16 protein-coding genes are annotated in these 16,934 nt (G+C 67.2%); 9 read left to right on the top strand and 7 right to left on the bottom strand.

Annotated features, from left to right (window positions below; translation table 11 throughout):
• Window positions 1-23 precede the first annotated feature (23 nt).
• Window positions 24-779: an epoxide hydrolase gene (locus NNX35_RS01070; protein ID WP_255866760.1), complete on the top strand. Its 756-nt coding sequence runs from the start codon at window positions 24-26 to the stop codon at window positions 777-779.
• The gene (locus tag NNX35_RS01065; RefSeq protein ID WP_255866759.1) at window positions 713-1,177 is read left to right on the top strand and encodes a hypothetical protein; all 465 of its coding nucleotides are present in this window, start codon (window positions 713-715) and stop codon (window positions 1,175-1,177) included. Before NNX35_RS01070 ends, NNX35_RS01065 begins: the two co-directional genes overlap by 67 nt.
• A gap of 21 nt (window positions 1,178-1,198) precedes the next feature.
• On the opposite strand, the gene NNX35_RS01060 is transcribed toward NNX35_RS01065, so the two are convergent.
• Window positions 1,199-2,164 (bottom strand): YafY family protein, encoded by a 966-nt coding sequence (locus NNX35_RS01060; protein ID WP_255866758.1) that lies wholly within the window; start codon window positions 2,162-2,164, stop codon window positions 1,199-1,201.
• Between the two features lie 178 nt (window positions 2,165-2,342).
• Between NNX35_RS01060 and NNX35_RS01055 the strand changes: the two genes are divergently transcribed.
• The 4 genes from NNX35_RS01055 to NNX35_RS01040 all read left to right on the top strand — a co-directional run bounded on the left by NNX35_RS01055 (window position 2,343) and on the right by NNX35_RS01040 (window position 6,319).
• Window positions 2,343-3,569 (top strand): cysteine desulfurase family protein, encoded by a 1,227-nt coding sequence (locus NNX35_RS01055; protein WP_255866757.1) that lies wholly within the window; start codon window positions 2,343-2,345, stop codon window positions 3,567-3,569.
• On the top strand, window positions 3,566-4,717 hold the full coding sequence (mnmA, locus tag NNX35_RS01050) for a tRNA 2-thiouridine(34) synthase MnmA (RefSeq protein ID WP_255866756.1): 1,152 nt from the start codon (window positions 3,566-3,568) through the stop codon (window positions 4,715-4,717). Before NNX35_RS01055 ends, mnmA begins: the two co-directional genes overlap by 4 nt.
• A gap of 119 nt (window positions 4,718-4,836) precedes the next feature.
• Window positions 4,837-5,214, top strand: a complete 378-nt coding sequence (locus NNX35_RS01045) for a chorismate mutase (RefSeq protein ID WP_255764738.1) — start codon at window positions 4,837-4,839, stop codon at window positions 5,212-5,214.
• Between the two features lie 61 nt (window positions 5,215-5,275).
• On the top strand, window positions 5,276-6,319 hold the full coding sequence (locus NNX35_RS01040) for a hypothetical protein (RefSeq protein ID WP_255764737.1): 1,044 nt from the start codon (window positions 5,276-5,278) through the stop codon (window positions 6,317-6,319).
• 27 nt (window positions 6,320-6,346) lie between these two features.
• Here the strand turns inward: NNX35_RS01040 and NNX35_RS01035 are convergent, their stop codons facing one another.
• Genes NNX35_RS01035 through NNX35_RS01010 form a run of 6 tightly spaced genes read right to left on the bottom strand, consistent with a single transcriptional unit; the run spans window position 6,347 to window position 12,584 of the window.
• Window positions 6,347-7,021, bottom strand: a complete 675-nt coding sequence (locus NNX35_RS01035) for a DUF4166 domain-containing protein (protein ID WP_255866755.1) — start codon at window positions 7,019-7,021, stop codon at window positions 6,347-6,349.
• 2 nt (window positions 7,022-7,023) lie between these two features.
• Window positions 7,024-8,316, bottom strand: a complete 1,293-nt coding sequence (locus NNX35_RS01030) for a DUF58 domain-containing protein (protein WP_255764735.1) — start codon at window positions 8,314-8,316, stop codon at window positions 7,024-7,026.
• Window positions 8,317-8,321: 5 nt separating this feature from the next.
• Window positions 8,322-9,356: a MoxR family ATPase gene (locus tag NNX35_RS01025; protein ID WP_255866754.1), complete on the bottom strand. Its 1,035-nt coding sequence runs from the start codon at window positions 9,354-9,356 to the stop codon at window positions 8,322-8,324.
• A complete protein-coding gene (locus tag NNX35_RS01020; RefSeq protein WP_255866753.1) occupies window positions 9,353-10,585 on the bottom strand; it encodes a DUF4350 domain-containing protein in 1,233 nt (410 codons plus the stop codon). The genes NNX35_RS01025 and NNX35_RS01020 overlap by 4 nt, the downstream gene beginning before the upstream one ends.
• The gene (locus tag NNX35_RS01015) at window positions 10,582-11,268 is read right to left on the bottom strand and encodes a DUF4129 domain-containing protein (protein WP_255866752.1); all 687 of its coding nucleotides are present in this window, start codon (window positions 11,266-11,268) and stop codon (window positions 10,582-10,584) included. The genes NNX35_RS01020 and NNX35_RS01015 overlap by 4 nt, the downstream gene beginning before the upstream one ends.
• Window positions 11,269-11,270: 2 nt before the next feature.
• Window positions 11,271-12,584, bottom strand: a complete 1,314-nt coding sequence (locus NNX35_RS01010) for a hypothetical protein (protein ID WP_255866751.1) — start codon at window positions 12,582-12,584, stop codon at window positions 11,271-11,273.
• Window positions 12,585-12,792: 208 nt separating this feature from the next.
• On the opposite strand from NNX35_RS01010, the gene mtrA reads away from it, so the two are divergent.
• The 3 genes from mtrA to NNX35_RS00995 are packed head-to-tail and all read left to right on the top strand — an operon-like array spanning window position 12,793 to window position 16,913.
• Window positions 12,793-13,470: an MtrAB system response regulator MtrA gene (gene mtrA, locus NNX35_RS01005; protein ID WP_227918371.1), complete on the top strand. Its 678-nt coding sequence runs from the start codon at window positions 12,793-12,795 to the stop codon at window positions 13,468-13,470.
• Between the two features lie 49 nt (window positions 13,471-13,519).
• On the top strand, window positions 13,520-15,190 hold the full coding sequence (gene mtrB / locus NNX35_RS01000; protein ID WP_255764730.1) for an MtrAB system histidine kinase MtrB: 1,671 nt from the start codon (window positions 13,520-13,522) through the stop codon (window positions 15,188-15,190).
• The gene (locus tag NNX35_RS00995; protein WP_255764729.1) at window positions 15,180-16,913 is read left to right on the top strand and encodes an LpqB family beta-propeller domain-containing protein; all 1,734 of its coding nucleotides are present in this window, start codon (window positions 15,180-15,182) and stop codon (window positions 16,911-16,913) included. Before mtrB ends, NNX35_RS00995 begins: the two co-directional genes overlap by 11 nt.
• The last annotated feature ends 21 nt before the right edge of the window (window positions 16,914-16,934 follow it).

The following is a 16,934-nucleotide window of genomic DNA, read 5'->3' as shown; positions in this document are numbered from 1 at the left end:
ACCTACGACAGGCGGAGGAACCCGTGAATGAGCAGATCCAGCCCTTCAGCATCCCGATCGACCCGGCTCTGGTAGGCCGGCTCAGCCACAGGCTCCGGGGAACGCGGTTCGCGCCCGCACTGCCAGGGGAAGAATGGGCAACGGGTGTCCCGTCCGGCTACCTCGAACGCGTGGTTGCGTACTGGGCCGATGAATACGACTGGGCGTTGCATGCAGCTGCCCTGAACGGGCTGCCCCAGTTCACCACTGTCATCGACGGCCAGCAGATCCACTTCCTCCACATCCGCTCGAAGGCCGAGGGCGCGTTGCCGCTCCTCCTCACCCACGGCTGCCCCGGTTCCTTCGTCGAGTTCCTGGATCTGATCGGCCCGCTCACCGACCCGGCCGCGCACGGACGGGACACTGTGGATGCTTTCGACCTGGTGATTCCCTCACTCCCGGGGTTCGGGTTCTCTACCCCCGTGACCGAGGCAGGTTGGGACACGGCGCGCATCGGCCGCGCCTGGGCAACGCTCATGGGCCGGCTGGGCTACCGCCGGTACGGGGCACACGGGGGAGATATCGGCGCGGCGGTCTCGCCCGACGTCGGACGTGCCGCTCCACGCAACGTGGTGGGTGTCCACGTCAACGGGTCGATAGGCATGCCGCTGCAGACACCCACCAGCGATGATCTCGCCGCGTTTACCCCCCTGGAGCTTGATCGGCAAGCCGGGTGCAGCGTTTCCTGCAGGACGAATACGGGTACATCGCGATCCAGTCGACGAGACCGCAGACGATAGCCGCAGCCCTGGTCGATTCCCCGGCCGGCCTGCTCGCCTGGATCCTGGACAAGTTCCAGAAGTGGACTTTCCCGGACAAAGCCCTCCCGGAGACGGTCATTGACCTCGAGCGCATCCTGACGAACGTCATGCTGTACTGGATCACCGGTTCCGCAGGAACGGCTGCGTTTATCGGCTACGCCCAGCAATCGGCATGGGGAGCCCGCAGGGAGCCGTCGGGTGTGCCTACCGGCGTCATCATGTTTGCCCACGACGTCGGTATCCGCCGCTATGCCGAGCAGGAGAATACGATCACGCGGTGGACCGACATCACCGACCGTGGCGGACACTTCGCCGCCCTCGAAGAGCCCGCCCTGCTTATGGACGATCTCTCCGACTTCTTCCGTCCGCTTCGGTAAAGGGCAAACCGCGGTTCCCGCTCACCCCGTGGCCGAGCGGGCGGCGCGGGCGGCTACGCGTCCGAATGCTTCGCGCAGCTCCGCAGGCTCGATGACGTCGATGTCCGCCTGCACCAGGAGGAGCCAGCGGGCGATCGCGTCGTAGCTGTCCGCTCCTGCCCGCACAATAACGGACCCCGCGCCGTCGTCTTCGACGGTTCCCCACGCCGGCGCCACCCACCGGCTCACGGCCTCCAGCGGGGCGTGGACCCGTACAGTGGCCGTGACCTGCTGCCAGCCGGTGCGGAGCTGCTGAGTCACCCATGCCTCGACACCTGTGCCGGGGAAGACGCGCTCGCGGACCGGCGCTCCGGTCACCGTCACGGTGGAGATCCGGTCGACCCGGTAGGTGCGCCATTCGTCCCGGTCCAGGTCGAAGGCCACGAAATACCAGCGGCGGACCGTGTTGACCAAGGCGAATGAATCGGCTGTGCGCATCTCCTCCTTCCCGTTGTGCTGCGCGTGCAGGAACTCCGCGCGGCGGTGCAGGACACAGGCCCGGGCTAATTCCCCGAGCACGCAGACGTCGACCGGGGCCGGCTCCGGTTCCCTGAGGCCGTCGATTTCGAGATCGACTGCTGCCTGGTCGAGGGCCGTCATGATCCACTGCACGCGTTTCGGCATTGAGGCGAGGACCTTCTGCAGCGCGCCGGCCGCCAAGTGCGGTTCAGCCGCCTCGTTCCACCGGCGGAGTGCGAGGGTGCAGGCCAACGCTTCATCCATGCTGAGGAAAATCGGCGGGAGCACCGTGCCGGGTTCCAGCGAGTAGCCGCCGTCGATACCCAGGCGCGTCTCGATCGGGTACCCCAGGTCGCGCAGCCGTGCCACGTCGCGGCGGATGGTGCGGGTTGACACCCCGAAATCGAAAGCCAGGGTCTCGCCCGCAACGAAACCCCTCCGCTGCAGTTTTCGAAGGACCTCGAATGAGCGCGATGCTGTATCCCACATGACGTAATAGTGGTCCCTATTGAGGACAGCCTGCGTCCTCAATAGCACCGGGTGCTGCGACGGACCGGTGCCGGTCAGGAAACTGTTGCGGAGCGGGACCGGACACGCCGCGGGAAACGTCAGGAAAGTCCCAGCCGCCCGAATCGGCAGGAGCCGCCATGACCGCTAGAATTGGTTGGTGCCCGTGTATCTAGATCACGCGGCGACCACGCCGATTTCGGCTTCGGCCCTCGCCGCACTCACCTCAGAACTCAGCCGCAGCGGCAACCCTTCGTCCCTGCACGGTTCGGGCCGACGTGCCCGGATGGTCGTAGAGGACTCCAGGGAAGTCCTGGCCGTCGCCGCAGGCTGCCATCCCTCGGAGATCATTTTCACCTCCGGCGGTACCGAAGCGGACAACCTGGCCGTCAAGGGTCTTTTCTGGGCCCGGCGCGATGCCGACCCGGTACGCAACCGCATCCTGGTCTCCGGCATCGAACACCATGCCGTGCTGGACGCCGTCGAATGGCTGGAGAAACATGAAGGCGCGGTGCCGGTGTGGATCCCGGTGGATCACGAGGGCGTCATTTCCCTCGACGCCATCCGACGCGAACTCGAAGCCAACGCAGACAGCACAGCGCTGCTCACCGCTATGTGGGCAAACAACGAGGTCGGGACCGTCCAGGACATCCGGGCCATCGCCTCCCTGGCCCACGAATACGGCGTCCCGGTCCATTCGGATGCGGTCCAGGCTTTCGGTGCGCTGCCGATCGGCTTCCGATCCGCCGGCCTGGACACGATGGCCCTCAGCGCCCACAAGATCGGTGGCCCGGTGGGAGTGGGTGCACTGGTTGTTGGCCGTGCCGTCAAGCTCACGCCCGTCCAGCACGGCGGCGGACAGGAACGGGACATCCGCTCCGGCACCTTGGACACCGCGGGAATAGCAGCGTTCGCTGCGGCAGCGCAGGACGCCGCCGAGCACCTGACGGACGAGGCCGAACGCCTGCGCACGCTCCGCGACTACCTCATCACCGGCGTCGAGCGGGCCATTCCGGAGGCAGTCCTGCGGGGCGCGCGGGACGACGACGGCGGCGGACGCCGGCTGCCGGGCAACGCCCACTTCACCTTCCCCGGCTGCGAAGGCGATTCACTGCTTTTCCTGCTGGATTTGGCCGGAGTGGAGTCCTCAACCGGGTCTGCCTGCACAGCCGGCGTCCCGCGGCCTTCACACGTACTCCTGGCGATGGGACTGACCGAAACCGAGGCCCGCGGTGCCCAACGGTTCAGCCTCGGGCATACAACCACCGCCGAAGACGTTGACACTTTGTTGCAGGCACTTCCCGAAGCATATGAGCGGGCCAAGAAGGCCGGCATGGCCGGACACGTAAGCAGCATCCAAACAGCAGGAACAGGTTTTACTTCATGAAGGTTTTGGCAGCAATGAGTGGCGGAGTCGATTCCGCCGTGGCCGCGGCACGGGCAGTGGAGGCCGGGCACGACGTCGTCGGCGTCCACCTTGCGCTGTCCCGGATGCCGGGCACCCTGCGCACCGGCAGCCGCGGCTGCTGCACCATCGAAGACTCCCGCGACGCCTGGCGCGCCTGCGACATCCTCGGCATTCCGTACTACGTCTGGGACTTCTCCGAGCGGTTCAAGGAAGACGTCGTGGACGACTTCGTGGCCGAATACGCCGCCGGACGCACACCCAATCCCTGCATGCGCTGCAACGAACGGATCAAGTTCGCCGCGCTGCTGGAAAAGGCGCTCGCGCTGGGCTTCGACGCCGTCTGCACCGGCCACTACGCCAAGGTGATCACGAACACCGAGGGCAACCCGGAGCTGCACCGTGCCGCTGACTGGGCCAAGGACCAGTCCTACGTCCTGGGCGTGCTCACGGAGGAGCAGCTGCGCCACTGCATGTTCCCGCTGGCCGAAACCCCGTCCAAGGCCGAAGTGCGGGCCGAAGCCGAACGCCGCGGCCTGTCCGTGGCGAACAAGCCCGACAGCCACGACATCTGCTTCATTCCCGACGGTGATACCCGCGGCTGGCTCGAAGAGCGCATCAACATGACCGAGGGCGACATCGTCGATGAGACGGGGGAGAAGCTCGGCACCCACCCCGGCGCGAACGCGTTCACCGTGGGCCAGCGGCGCGGACTGAAGCTCGGCACGCCCGCCGCGGACGGCAAGCCCCGCTTCGTCCTGGAAATCCGGCCGAAGGAAAACAAGGTCGTGGTCGGACCCGAGCAGCTGCTGAACATCGACCAGATGCGCGGCATCAAGATTTCCTGGGCCGGACTGCCGATCCCCGAGATCGCCGCCCGGACCACCTTCGACTGCAAGGTCCAGGTCCGCGCCCACGGCGACCCCGTGGCAGCCACCGGCTGGATGGAAGACGTAGCCGACGAGGCCACCGGTGCAACATGTGAAGAGCTTGTGGTCCGGCTGGTCGAACCCATGCGCGGGGTTGCCCCCGGCCAGTCCATGGTGCTTTACCAGGGAACCCGAGTGCTGGGACAGGCGACCATCGACTCGGCACGTTCCCTTGAATGGGACCCCGCAGCGGTTTCCTAAAGCCCTGGTTTCACGGCCGATTCCCGGTACCGGCGCAGCGCCTCGCCGAAGCCGGGCGTAATCTGCTCCGGGCCGGGAGCCGCTCCACCTAAACTGGTCCAATGAGCCAGACAGGACCAATGAGCGAATCACCGGACCATGAGTTCGATCCGCGGGCAAGTTCCCTCTCCGGGAAGGTCGCCGAGGATGTCATGGAAGAGCTGCTTGCCATGCGCAGCAGCATCGACAACATCGACGCCACTCTCGTGTACCTTCTTGCCGAACGCTTCAAGGCGACCCAGCGGGTGGGCCATCTGAAGGCGGAGCACCACTTGCCGCCGGCGGACCCGGGACGGGAAGTGGCCCAGATTGCACGCCTGCGCCGCCTGGCCGCAGACGCCCATCTGGACCCCGCCTTCGCGGAGAAATTCCTGAACTTCATCATCAGCGAAGTGATCCGCCACCATCAGGCAATCTCCCAGACCCGCAACGGCGGAACAGATGTCCCGGAGGCCTGAGGACCGGCGCGGGGAAGCAGTTCCTCCGGAGCAGCCCGCCCGACCCGAAGCACGAAACGGCATGGTTACGGCGACGGCGCTCGGCAGCTGGCCGGGGACCGATCCGGTCGAATCGAGCCGGGTAGTCCGAGGCGAGCTGGGCGACCCGCACCTGCCCTTCCTGGTTGAACTGCCGCAGCGCGGGCCGGGGGCCGACGCGCTCGGACGGAGTGCCGCCCTGCTTGTGGACCTTTTCGTGGATGTCCAGCCGCACGGCTGGCGCCTGGTGGAGCGCCCGGGCAAGGACCACCGCCGCGCGGTGTCCCTGCTGACCCAGGACCTGAACGCACTTGCCGACGTCGTCGGAGCCGAAGAACGCACAGGCGAGGCGTTGAAGATCTCCGTCCGCGGACCGCTCTCGCTTGCCGCGAACCTTTATCTGCACAACGGCGAGCGGGCGTTGTCCGACGCCGGTGCCCGCCGGGACATCCTCCAGTCCTTCACTGCCGGAGTGGGCGACTATGTGGCCCGCGCGTCGTCGTCGGCACCGGGCGCACGGATCACGGTGCAGGTCGACGAGCCTGACGCCGCCGCCGTCCTTGCCGGCGGGATCCCCACCGCCAGCGGCTACCGCACACTGCGTTCCGTACCGTCTTCGGAGGTATCCAGCGCCTGGCAGCAGGTCCGCGAGGCAATCGAAGCCGTCGGCGCGGATACTGTCTTCACCCTGCCCCGTGCGGAGGCATTCGGACCGCTGCGGCCCGGCGCCCGGTCACCGTTCGAGCTCGCCGTCGGCGCCGGAGCGCAGGGCGCGGCCCTCGCAGCCGACGGGCTGGACGCCCGCGACTGGGAAGGCATCGCCGAAGCCGTTGAAGGCGGACGCCGGATCTGGCTGGGCATCCTTCCGGTTCCCGCGGACGGAGCCGCACTGCCCCAGGTCACCGACCTGGTGGAACGGGTGCTGCGGCCGTGGCGGAAACTGGGGCTCCCGCAACAGGACCTGCCGGCGCTTCGCCTGGCACCTGCCGCCGGGCTGGCCGATATTTCACCGGAGGCGGCGCGGAAAGTCCTGGCCCGCCTCACGCAGACTGCGTCGGCATTGAACCAGGTGGTAGCCGAGGGGTAAACCTGCCGGGGACGGGTCCGCGCGGACCTAGGTCCGGCGCTCCCAGCGTGCCGGTTCGACGTCGGCAGGCAGGCCGCCGTCGAAATCGCGGCTGGCGTAGCTGAACGCGCCGTCGTACTCGAATACCGTGCCGACCTGCCGCTGGATGACCCGGGTGCGGATCCGGAACCGGTCCTGCTGTTCGTCCCACCACTGTTCCACCTGCGCGTCGGCACCGGCGAAGTCCGGCAGGGGCAGCCGCAGCGGACCGAGGAACAGCCGGCTTCCCGGGGAATCCATGTGCAGGTGGCCGTCGTCCGAAACCCGCAGCAGCAGGTTCGTGGCCAGGTTGCGGCGGCGGCCCAGATAGTCCGTCAGGACCCCGGGCCCGGTCAGCACCGTGGTGTCCTCGAAGGTCCGCTGCCGGCCCGGGAAGTCAAAGCGGCGGACCGCAGTCAGCGCCGGCCGGCCCCACGGGTCGCGGTGCGGATAGTTGCGGATGGAGAAGGGGACGGAGGTCCCGTACTCCGGGAAAAAGGCGTTGGACACCGGAACCAGCGGCAGCAGCGGACGCAGCCAGGGCCGCGGGCAACCGGCGCGGAGAAAGACGCCGGTTCCTTCACCGAACCGGCCGGCGTCCGGGCCGAGGCTGAAATACGCCTGCAGCTGGGGCTGCAGGCGAAGGAACCCTGCTCCGAGGACCTGCTGGTACACCGAGTCCACGGCTACAGCCTTCCGGTGGCCTTGAGGCGGAGATACATATCAGCAAGTTTCGGAGCCAGCTCGTGCGGCGGCTCATCCACCACTTCCGCTCCCATCGACCGCAGCTGCGCGCTGACCGCAGCCCGATCGAGGAGCGCCCGCTCGGCTGCCGCGGCACGGAAGACTGCCGGCGTTGTGCCTCCGCCGGAACGCAGCTCGTCCAGGCCGGGATCCCGCACGGAGGCAACCACCACCACATGCTTTTCCAGCAGCCGGGGCAGGACCTGCACCAGCCCCTCCTCGACAGCTCCGGAATCCAGTGCGGTGATCAGGACGACCAGGGAACGGCGGGCGGACACGGCGTGCACGGCTCCGGGCAGCAGGGAGAAGTCCGCTTCGATGAGTTCCGGTTCCAGCGGTGCCGCGGCAGTGACGAGCCGGCTCAGCAGGTTTTCCTTGCCGCCGGAGTCCACGCGCGCCCGGATCCGCCGGTCGAAGGCCAGGAAGTCCACCCGGTCGCCGCCGCTGCGGGCAAGCACGGCCAGGAGCAGGGTAGCTTCAATGCCGGTGTCCAGGCGGGGTTCGTCTTCGATCCGGGCGGCGGACGTCCGGGAGGTGTCCAGGGCAATGACCACCCGGCGGTCGCGTTCGGGCCGCCAGGTCCGCACCACGGTGTCCTGCCGCCGGGCGGTGGCACGCCAGTCAATGGAGCGGACGTCGTCGCCCCGCACATATTCGCGCAGCGAGTCGAATTCGGTCCCGGCCCCGCGCAGCTGTACCGAGGCGTTCCCGTCCAGCTCCCTCAGCCTGCGCAGTTTCGAGGGCAGGTGCCGCTTGGCATGGAAGGGAGGAAGCACCCGGATTTCTCCGGGCACAGGCAGCGTCCGCTGGCGGGCCGCGAGTCCGAAAGGCCCGAAACTGCGGACCGCCACATGTCCGCTTTTCAGGATCCCGCGGCGGGCAGGTTCCAGCACCACGTCCATGGCCCGGGCTTCACCGGCCGGAACGGCCAGACGCTGCTGCGGGTTGCGGGCACCGGCGGAAGGCTGCCAGCCGTCCCGGACCACAGCCCGCAGCCGGGCCTTGGCGTCATTGCGGACCACCAGGGTTCCTGCCGTCGTTTCGCTCAGCCGCACGCTGTCCGGCAGGCGCCGCTCCACGCGGAGCCGCCGCACGGGGGCAGCCAGCAGCAGGTCCAATCCGGCAGCGGCAGCCAGGAAAGCCAGCCAGAGCAGGATCGAGGCGGCACCGGGATAAAGCACCACGGGTACGGATCCCAGGAGTGCCAGCAGGACAAAGCGGCCCGAAACAGCCATCGGCGCTACCGGGGAACCGGCACTGTGGCGAGGATGCTTCCCAGCACATCGTCCACATTGACCCCGTCCATCTGGGCCTCGGGCCGAAGCGCCACACGGTGCCGCAGGGCGGGAAGGGTGAGTGCCTTGACGTCGTCGGGAGTCACGAAGGCCCGCCCCGAGAGCCAGGCCCAGGCCCGGGCAGTATTCAGGAGGGCCGTGGCTCCGCGGGGGGACACCCCGAGCTGGAACGACGGCGCCGACCGCGTCGCCCGGACGAGGTCCACGATGTAGGCGAGGACCTCAGGCGCAACGGTCACCCTGGCCACTGCCTCGCGTGCCAGTTCCAGGTCCCGGGCCGAGGCGACCGGCCGGACACCGGCCGCGGCGAGGTTCCGCGGATCGAAGCCGCCGCTGTGCCGGCGGATCACTTCGATCTCGTCCTCCCGGCCGGGCAGGTCAAGGGTCATCTTGAGCAGGAACCGGTCCAGCTGGGCTTCGGGGAGCGGGTACGTTCCCTCGTACTCCACCGGATTCTGCGTTGCCGCAACAATGAACGGTTCGGGCAGGGGACGGGTGGCACCGTCCACGGTTACCTGGCGTTCTTCCATGGCTTCCAGCAGGGACGCCTGGGTCTTGGGCGGCGTGCGGTTGATTTCGTCCGCGAGCAGGATGTTGGTGAACACCGGTCCCTCCCGGAAGGAGAACCCGGAGGAACGGTTGTCGTAGATCAGCGAGCCGGTGACATCGCCGGGCATGAGGTCGGGGGTGAACTGGACGCGCTTGGTGTCCAGGTCCAGTGCCGCGGAAAGGCTTCGTACCAGCAGCGTCTTGGCTACGCCGGGCACCCCCTCCAGGAGCACATGCCCCTTGGCCAGCAGGGCAATGATCAAGCCCGTCACGGCTGCGTCCTGCCCCACCACCGCCTTGGCAACCTCACGCCGGACCTGCGCCAGGGCTTCCCGCACAGGGTCCTCTCCCGGGGACGGGGGAGGCGCCGGCGCGGTGCCGTTGGCGGCTCCGGAGGCTGCGGGGGCGTAGGGCTCGTACTGCTGGCTCATGATGAAGTGGCCTCTTCCTCTAGGTCTTTCAGGTCCCGGGCCCAGCGCACGAGTTCCGCGCCGGTTCCGGGCAGTCGCTGGTTGAGCAGATGGTCGGTCTCGGAATAGCTGCGGCCGGATGCGTTCGCCGTCGCACGCGTGACCGTGTCAACGCCGGCTCCCGGGCCCACCCGCAGGTGTGCCGCCAGCCGCGTCAAGGCCGCCGCACGCAGGGTGGCGGCCGCATGGGCCACAGCCTGGCTGTCCTGGTACAGGCGGGCCCGGCCCTCAGCGGTCTCGGCCGCATGGACGATAACGGGCAGGGGTTCCTCCATCAGCGGGCCGAGCCTGCGGCCCCGCCAGAACGCAGCCGCGCAGGCGACCAGCAGGAGCCAGAACAGGAGCGGATTCACCCATGCGGGCAGTAGGGAGAAGGGATCGGCGGGCGCTTCCGAAGGGGGAACGTCGAAGGGGCCGGCCTGGTACCAGACCAGTGTGTCGTCCGCGCCGAGCGTTCGAAAGGCCAGTGCGGCGTTGCCCTCGCGTGCGACGCTTTCGTTGGCGATCAGGTCGGCGCTGCCAAGCACCACGGCGGATCCGCTCGTGGTGGCCGCGTAGGAACCCGCGGCGTCGGTGCCCTGGCTGCCGGGAGCCGGGAAACAGGTGACCGGACCGCGGTAGGTTTTCCCGCCGGCTTCAACGGCGCCGGCTGCCTCGGCATCCCGGTTGCTGCAGCCGGCGTCGAGCCGGTGACGTTCGGGATCCTCGGGAAGGAGCCCGGCGGAACGGATCTCGGGGGCGAAATCCGCCAGTTGCTCAAAGGACGGTTCCACGAGCACTACCCGGCCGGCAGCGTCGGCGAGGTCCCGGCGTTGTTCACCGGTGAGGAAGCCCGAGGGGTCAAGGAACAGCAACGTCGCCCCGGGATTATCCTCAAGGGCGGCCAGCGCTTCCGCCATCGTCTGGTGGTGCTGTACGTCCACTCCCCGGTCCGCCAGGATTTCGGCGGCAGCCATGGCTCCGTCCGGGGCAGGGTTGGCGGGGGAGAGCGCAGCGGTGTCGTGGTCAGCGCGTCCCCAGACAGAAGCAATCACAACTGCGCAGAGCAGCAGCAGAAGCAGAAGCGGGACCCGGTGCCGGCGCAGCCAGGCCGTGAACCTGCCGCGGCTCCGGGGCTGCCCGGGCTCCTCATTGCCGCCGCTGGCTTCAATGCTGCCGGCGGGCGCCGCTTCACTGGCGGCCCGGCTCACTTCGGCACCGCCAGCGACGGCGGTTCAGCCGATGCCGGAGTTGCCGGCCGGGCTGCTTCCAAAGCCGTATCAAGGGCGGCTGCGCGTCCGTAATCCGGTTCCGCGGCAACCGCCTTCCCGTAGAGCACCTCATCGAACCGCTGCTGGATCCAGGTGATCCCGGGGCGGTGGTCCGGGAAGGCGGCGGCCAGCCGGGTACCGGCTTCGGCGGCCGTTCGGGCCGGCCGGGCATCGAAGATGACCCGTTCCTCCGCCGAGCGGACCATCGCGCGGAAAGACTCGGCAAGGGCATCATTCCAGCGGTGCTCCGCGGCGGCCTGCTCCGCGCGGATACGGTGGTCGGTTGCCCGTTCCACGACGTCGCGGGCGAAGACCCCGGTCTGCTTTTTCACGGACGCATTCAACCGGGGGCGAATCACGAGAATGGCGACGGCCACCAGCACGACGGCGGCCAGGACCAGTATCAGGACTCCGGGACCCGCGCCGAGCCCGTCCGCATCCTCGAACAACTCGTTCAGCCACTTGCCGACCCGTGCCCAGAACCGGTCGAGCAGGCCGGGTTGGGCTTCTTCGTACACGCGCTTGGACAACTCTTCGCGCGCCCAGTCCCGCGCCTGGTCTGCATCGGGCTCGATCGGGGCTTCCCCGGCGGCGCCGAACCATGGGCGTGCTGTGGACGGCATGTCTACTTCATGCCCGCAGGGGGACCATGCGGCGTGTTCCGGGCCATGGGCACGGCATTCCGGCCGGGCAGGAAGTCGGAATCCTGTGCCTGCGGATTCTCCTGATCCTTCATCAAGGCAAGGTCGAAGCCTTCCCGGCGGATGCGGAGGTCGACATACAGCAGGGCTGTGACGGCACTTTGGAAGCCGCAGGCCACCGCGGTCAGGAGCAGGGAGAAGGCGAAGATCAGGACAACGCTGACACCGATGAGGACGGTGCTGTCCGTCAGGGTGAGCATGCTCGCGGCGAAGGAGAGCGGGACCGTAAGGACCTGGGACAGGACATTGACGATCAGGCTCGTCAGGGCCATGATCCCGAAGGTGCGCCACCAGTTGCGCCCGGTGAGGCGCCAGGACCGCCGAATCGCAGGAAAGACACCGATACCTTCCAATACCAGTGCTGCCGGTGCGAGGGAGAGTTTCACCGAGACCCACACCACCGCGGCAACCACCGCGAACAGGGCCGGTATCACCACGAGCAGCCCGGCTGCACCAAGAGTATCGATGATCAGGTAAGCCAGCACGGCGAGGACCGTGACGCCCACGGCGGCACCGGCCAGCATCAGTAAGGCGAGGCCGGCAAGCGGACCGAGCGATCCGCGGGCCAGCCGCCAGACCTGGCCGAAGCCGGTCCGCAGGTTAAGGATGGACCGCACCACCGGAAGGACCAGGAGCCCCTGGACAATCAGTACCCCGGCCAGGGAGAGGCCGCCGAGGGTCGAAACCGCCCCGACGACCGTCCCCAGGACCGGCCCTGTGACTTCTCCGCTCGCCGATCCGCTCTGCAGCCACCCGTCTACGGAGACGAAGAAGCCCGCACCCAATCCGACAACCAGCAGCGTTATGACGGCCTGGACTACAAACGCGTTGCCGAAGGCGGCCAACGCGTTGCGGCGGCACGCCTGGAACGCGCCGTCCAGGATTTCACCCAGTCCCAGGGGACGCAGGGGAATGATGCCCGGTTTGGGCGGCGGCGTGTAGCCGGGCTGGGGGAGGGGGCCGCCCCGGTAGGGATTGGGCTGCTCCCAGGCGGATGCCGGGGGCGCGTACCCCGGTGCGGCGGGTGGCTGTGTCCACGCATTACCCTGCTGCTGCGCCCACGGGTTTACCGGCGGCTGAGGTATTCCGGGTGGCGCTGGAGCCTGTTGCGCCCACGGGTTTACGGGCGGTTGCGGTATTCCGGGCACAGGCCCCCGGGCGCCGTCGTTCTGCGCCGTGGTTTGCTGTCCGCTGTCCGGGCCGCTGTTGTTTCGGTTGTTGTGTTCTTGCTCGCTCATCCTCAGCCGTTCCCCCGCAGGCACTAGCGTCTATTTACCTCGACTATAGTGACGCTCCGCCCAAACAGCACCCGGCGAGCCGTGGCGGGAAATGTGTCCCTTAGGATGATAGGGATTAACCTAGTCGGCTTTAACGCCGGGGGAGCGGCAGTCGATGCTGCTCCGGGCGCGCAGCGGCGCGTGAGTCAAGCAGCGGAAACAGGGAGCTATGAAGGCACGCATACTGGTCGTAGACGACGACGAAGCACTCGCCGAAATGATCGGTATCGTGCTGCGCAACGACGGGTTTGAACCGGTGTTCTGTGCCGACGGTTCCTCCGCACTTGAAGTGTTCCGCAACAGCAAGCCGGACCTGGTGCTGCTGGACCTGATGCTTCCCGGCATCGACGGCATCGAAGTGTGCCGGCAGATCCGCAGCGAGTCCGACACCCCCATCGTGATGCTCACCGCCAAGTCCGACACGTCCGACGTCGTGCGCGGCCTCGAATCCGGCGCCGACGATTATGTGCCCAAGCCCTTCAAGCCCGCCGAACTGGTGGCGCGCGTGCGTGCCCGGCTGCGCCCGGGCGACCAGAAATCGCCGGAGACCCTGCGGATCGGCGAAGTCTCCATTGATGTTGCGGGCCATTCCGTGACCCGGGGCAGCGACAGTGTTTCCCTCACGCCGCTGGAATTCGACCTGCTCGTGGCACTGGCACGCAAGCCCTGGCAGGTTTTCACCCGCGAGATGCTGCTCGAACAGGTCTGGGGGTACCGCCACGCCGCCGACACGCGGCTGGTGAATGTGCATGTGCAGAGGCTCCGCTCAAAGATTGAACGCGACCCCGAAGCACCCGAGATTGTATTGACGGTGCGCGGTGTCGGATACAAAGCGGGTCAGAGCTAAGTTGCCGGGGTTCCTGGCCGGGATGGCCGGGAAATCCCCTAAATTGGACATGGCCCTGCAGGGCCTGGCGCACCTGCGCGATTCCTTCCGGCGTGCCACTTTCCATCGGATCGCCCGCCAGTGGCGGAGGTCCCTGCAGTTCAAGACAGTCGTTTCCACGCTCCTCCTGGTGGCGCTCGCCGGCGCGGGGATCGGTGCTTTCCTCTCCCATCAGATTGCCGATTCCCTCTATGAAGAGCGGCTGACCCAGTTCCGGACCGAAGCGACGGCCGGTCTGTCCAAGGTGAAGGACAACTTCCGGGACACCGCCGCGAGCGACCGGGAGGGTACCGACCGGCTGGTCATGGACACCCTTCCGCTGCTGGAAGGGCAGGGTGCAGACGCTCAGCGGACCTATCTACTCACCCCGTTGCCGACCCAGGACCCCCTGTATGTCACGTCCTCGGTGAACAGCGGAACCATCACCGCCAGCGGCATTCCCGTGGCCCTCAGCGACGCCGTTATTGCCAGCGACGCCACAGCGTCCGAGACGGATTACGTGTTCTGGTCTCCGCTTGAGCTCGCCAACGGAGAGCCCGGCATTGCGTTCGGCACCAAGGTCACACTGCCCCCGGACAGCTCCGAATATGCCCTCTACCTGATCTATGACCTGCATTCGATGCAGGAGACGCTCGATGACATCCACCGGATTCTCTGGATTGCCGGATTCCTGCTGCTTGCCATCAGCGGCACGATCGCGTGGATCGTAGCCAAGGCCGGACTGGGTGCGGTCAGTGATGCGGCAGAGGTGTCGGAGAAGCTGGCAGCGGGGGAGCTGCAGGAGCGCATGGAGGTCAAGGGCGAGGATGAAGTTGCACGCCTGGCGGCGTCGTTCAACCGCATGGCCGGCACGCTCCAGGACCAGATCACCCAGCTGGCTACACTGTCGCGTATGCAGCAGGTGTTTGTTTCCGACGTGTCCCACGAGCTGCGGACTCCGCTCACCACAGTGCGCATGGCCGCGGAAGTGCTCTACGAAGCACGCGACAGCTTTGATCCGATGTACCGGCGCTCCACCGAACTGCTGTATCACCAAGTGGAACGGTTCCAGGCGCTGCTGGCGGACCTGCTGGAGATTTCCCGGTTCGACGCCGGGGCGGCCGCGCTCGATTTGGAACCTACCGATGTCTTCCATATTGTCCGTGACGTGATTGACGCCACCGAGCCGCTCGCGAACAACTGCGGCTCCGAGGTGGTTGTGGTCTCCAAGGAGGCGAGCTGCGTTGTGGACGCCGACCCGCGCCGGATCGAACGCATCCTGCGCAACCTGCTGGTGAACGCATTGGAGCACGGCGAAGGAGAACCCATCGAGATTGCGATAGCAGCTTCCGAGGATGCCGTGGGCATAGCGGTCCGCGACCATGGCATCGGGATGACCGAAGAGGACGCCGACCATGTCTTCGACCGCTTCTGGAGGGCAGATCCGGCACGTGCACGTACCACGGGCGGCAGCGGGCTGGGCTTGTCCATTGCCACCGAAGACACACGGCTTCACAACGGCTGGCTCGAGGCCTGGGGCGAACCGGGAAACGGATCCTGCTTCCGCCTGACGCTTCCCCGCCGTCACGGTGCAGGCTTTGAATCATCCCCGGTGCCGTTGTCTCCCCGCGAGGTCGTTGCCGGACCCCTGGCGCTCACTGCTGCGGCTCCGGCCCGGGAAGAGGAAATTGATGCCTACTAAGCGGAAGGTGCTGCCCCAGGCACGGCGGGGACGGGCCGGACGGATGCTGGTCCTGTGGCTCAGCATCGTCCTTGTCCTGGTCGGCTGCTCCTCGATACCCACCGTCGGACCGGTAGGCACGGCATCGGCGGAGAACAGCGGGGAAACGGGCGAGGATGCGGTTTTCTCACCCGAGGGTCCGGCCGAGGATGCCTCGCCGCAGGACATCATCCGCGGCTTTATGGACGCAGGTAAGGGCGCCGCCGACGATTACAGCGTGGCCCGGCAATTCCTGGCACCGGAAGTGGCGACTACATGGTCCCCCACGGAACGGGTGACCATTTACCGGTCCTCACGCATCGTGGCCATGCCGGAACCGGACCTGTTCCAGATCCAGCTGGAAGTGCAGGGGAGCGTGGATTCCCGGGGCATCCGGACGGACGCCCCGGAGGGCAGCACCGAAGCATTCCCCGTCCGGCTCGAAAAGGTGCAGGGACAGTGGAGGCTCAGCGCCGTCCCCGACGGGATCATCGTGTCCCTCGCCAGTTTCCCTGCGATCTTCATCGCCCATAACCTCTACTTCTATTCGAGTGACTACCAGTACTGGGTCCCGGATACGCGGTGGTTCATCCAGCGGGCCGGCATTGCCGCCAACATCGTCAAGGAACTCCTGGTAGGCCCGGCTCCGTACCTCCAGGGCGCAGTCCTCAGCGCCTTCCCTGCCGGCACCGCATTGGCACGCGATGCCGTTCCGGTGGCCTCGGGAGAGGCTGTCGTGGACTTCGCACCCGAATCGCTGCGGGACTCCAGCGACCGGAACCGCCAGCAGATGGTGAAGCAGCTTGAGCAGAACCTGCGCGGCCTCAACAACGTCACCTCCGTGAGCATGACAGTGGACCAGCGGGACGTTGACCTGGGCAAGGGCAGCGGCGAGCTGCAGTCCGCCGTGGCCGATCCGTCCGCCGGAGCCACCCAGATTGTGGTCTATCAGGACGAACTTGCCTACTACGCCGACGGTCCCGAGCCGATCGGGGATATTCCCTCAGTGGCGGAGTACGGCCCCCGGCATCCCGCCATGTCGGTGGACGGATCGGTCATCGCCTTCCTGAACAGCCAGGAAAATACGCTGCTGGTGACGGGAACCGGACAGGACGTTTCCGTGGTGGCCGAGGCCGAAAGATTTACGGCCCCCAGCGTGGATCCACGCCGATGGGTCTGGACCTCCCAACCCACGGGCACCGGATCCCGGGTTCTCGCGATACCGCCCGGGGGAAACAGCAGTTCCGCGGCCGTGCTTTCCGCGCCGTGGCTGGAAGGTCAAACCGTGACTGAACTGCGGATATCCCGCGATGGTACGCGGGCATTGGTGGCGGCGAACCGGGACGGACGCAGCGAGGTCATGATTGCCGGCGTCGTGAGGTCACCCGAAGGTGTTCCCGTCTCCCTCACGGTTCCGACAATTCTTCAGGTGCCCCCGGAAGCGGGGGCCGTGGACCGGGTCAAATGGGCCTCGGAAGACACAGTGGTTGCGGTGCAGTCCGGTGCCGAGGAAGCCGCGCCGGTAATCCTCAGCACAGCACGCGTTCCGGATCCGCTTTCCGTGAAGGAAGGGATTACGGGACTGAGCGCAGGAAACGGCGCTGAAGACATTTTCATCCAGACCTCAGAGGGCATCTTCAACAAGGTCGGCAGTAGCTGGACGCTCCGGACGGAAGGAATCCGGGACCCGGCTTTCCCGGGGTGATGCAGCGCTCCTGATTTCCTC

The organism is Arthrobacter sp. zg-Y844 (assembly GCF_024385465.1).
Lineage (GTDB): Bacteria > Actinomycetota > Actinomycetes > Actinomycetales > Micrococcaceae > Arthrobacter_B.
Note: the sequence above shows the minus strand (reverse complement) of the source record. Positions and strands in the feature narration are given on the sequence as shown.

What these genes read in the sequence shown, in the direction of transcription:
- NNX35_RS01045 (WP_255764738.1), top strand. Translation starts at nt 4,837, where the DNA reads ATGAGCGAATCACCGGACCATGAGTTCGATCCGCGGGCAAGTTCCCTC.
- mnmA (WP_255866756.1), top strand. Translation starts at nt 3,566, where the DNA reads ATGAAGGTTTTGGCAGCAATGAGTGGCGGAGTCGATTCCGCCGTGGCC.
- NNX35_RS01025 (WP_255866754.1), bottom strand. Translation starts at nt 9,356, where the DNA reads ATGAGCCAGCAGTACGAGCCCTACGCCCCCGCAGCCTCCGGAGCCGCC.
- NNX35_RS01040 (WP_255764737.1), top strand. Translation starts at nt 5,276, where the DNA reads ATGGTTACGGCGACGGCGCTCGGCAGCTGGCCGGGGACCGATCCGGTC.
- NNX35_RS01060 (WP_255866758.1), bottom strand. Translation starts at nt 2,164, where the DNA reads ATGTGGGATACAGCATCGCGCTCATTCGAGGTCCTTCGAAAACTGCAG.
- NNX35_RS01010 (WP_255866751.1), bottom strand. Translation starts at nt 12,584, where the DNA reads ATGAGCGAGCAAGAACACAACAACCGAAACAACAGCGGCCCGGACAGC.
- NNX35_RS01015 (WP_255866752.1), bottom strand. Translation starts at nt 11,268, where the DNA reads ATGCCGTCCACAGCACGCCCATGGTTCGGCGCCGCCGGGGAAGCCCCG.
- NNX35_RS00995 (WP_255764729.1), top strand. Translation starts at nt 15,180, where the DNA reads ATGCCTACTAAGCGGAAGGTGCTGCCCCAGGCACGGCGGGGACGGGCC.
- mtrA (WP_227918371.1), top strand. Translation starts at nt 12,793, where the DNA reads ATGAAGGCACGCATACTGGTCGTAGACGACGACGAAGCACTCGCCGAA.
- NNX35_RS01030 (WP_255764735.1), bottom strand. Translation starts at nt 8,316, where the DNA reads ATGGCTGTTTCGGGCCGCTTTGTCCTGCTGGCACTCCTGGGATCCGTA.
- mtrB (WP_255764730.1), top strand. Translation starts at nt 13,520, where the DNA reads ATGGCCCTGCAGGGCCTGGCGCACCTGCGCGATTCCTTCCGGCGTGCC.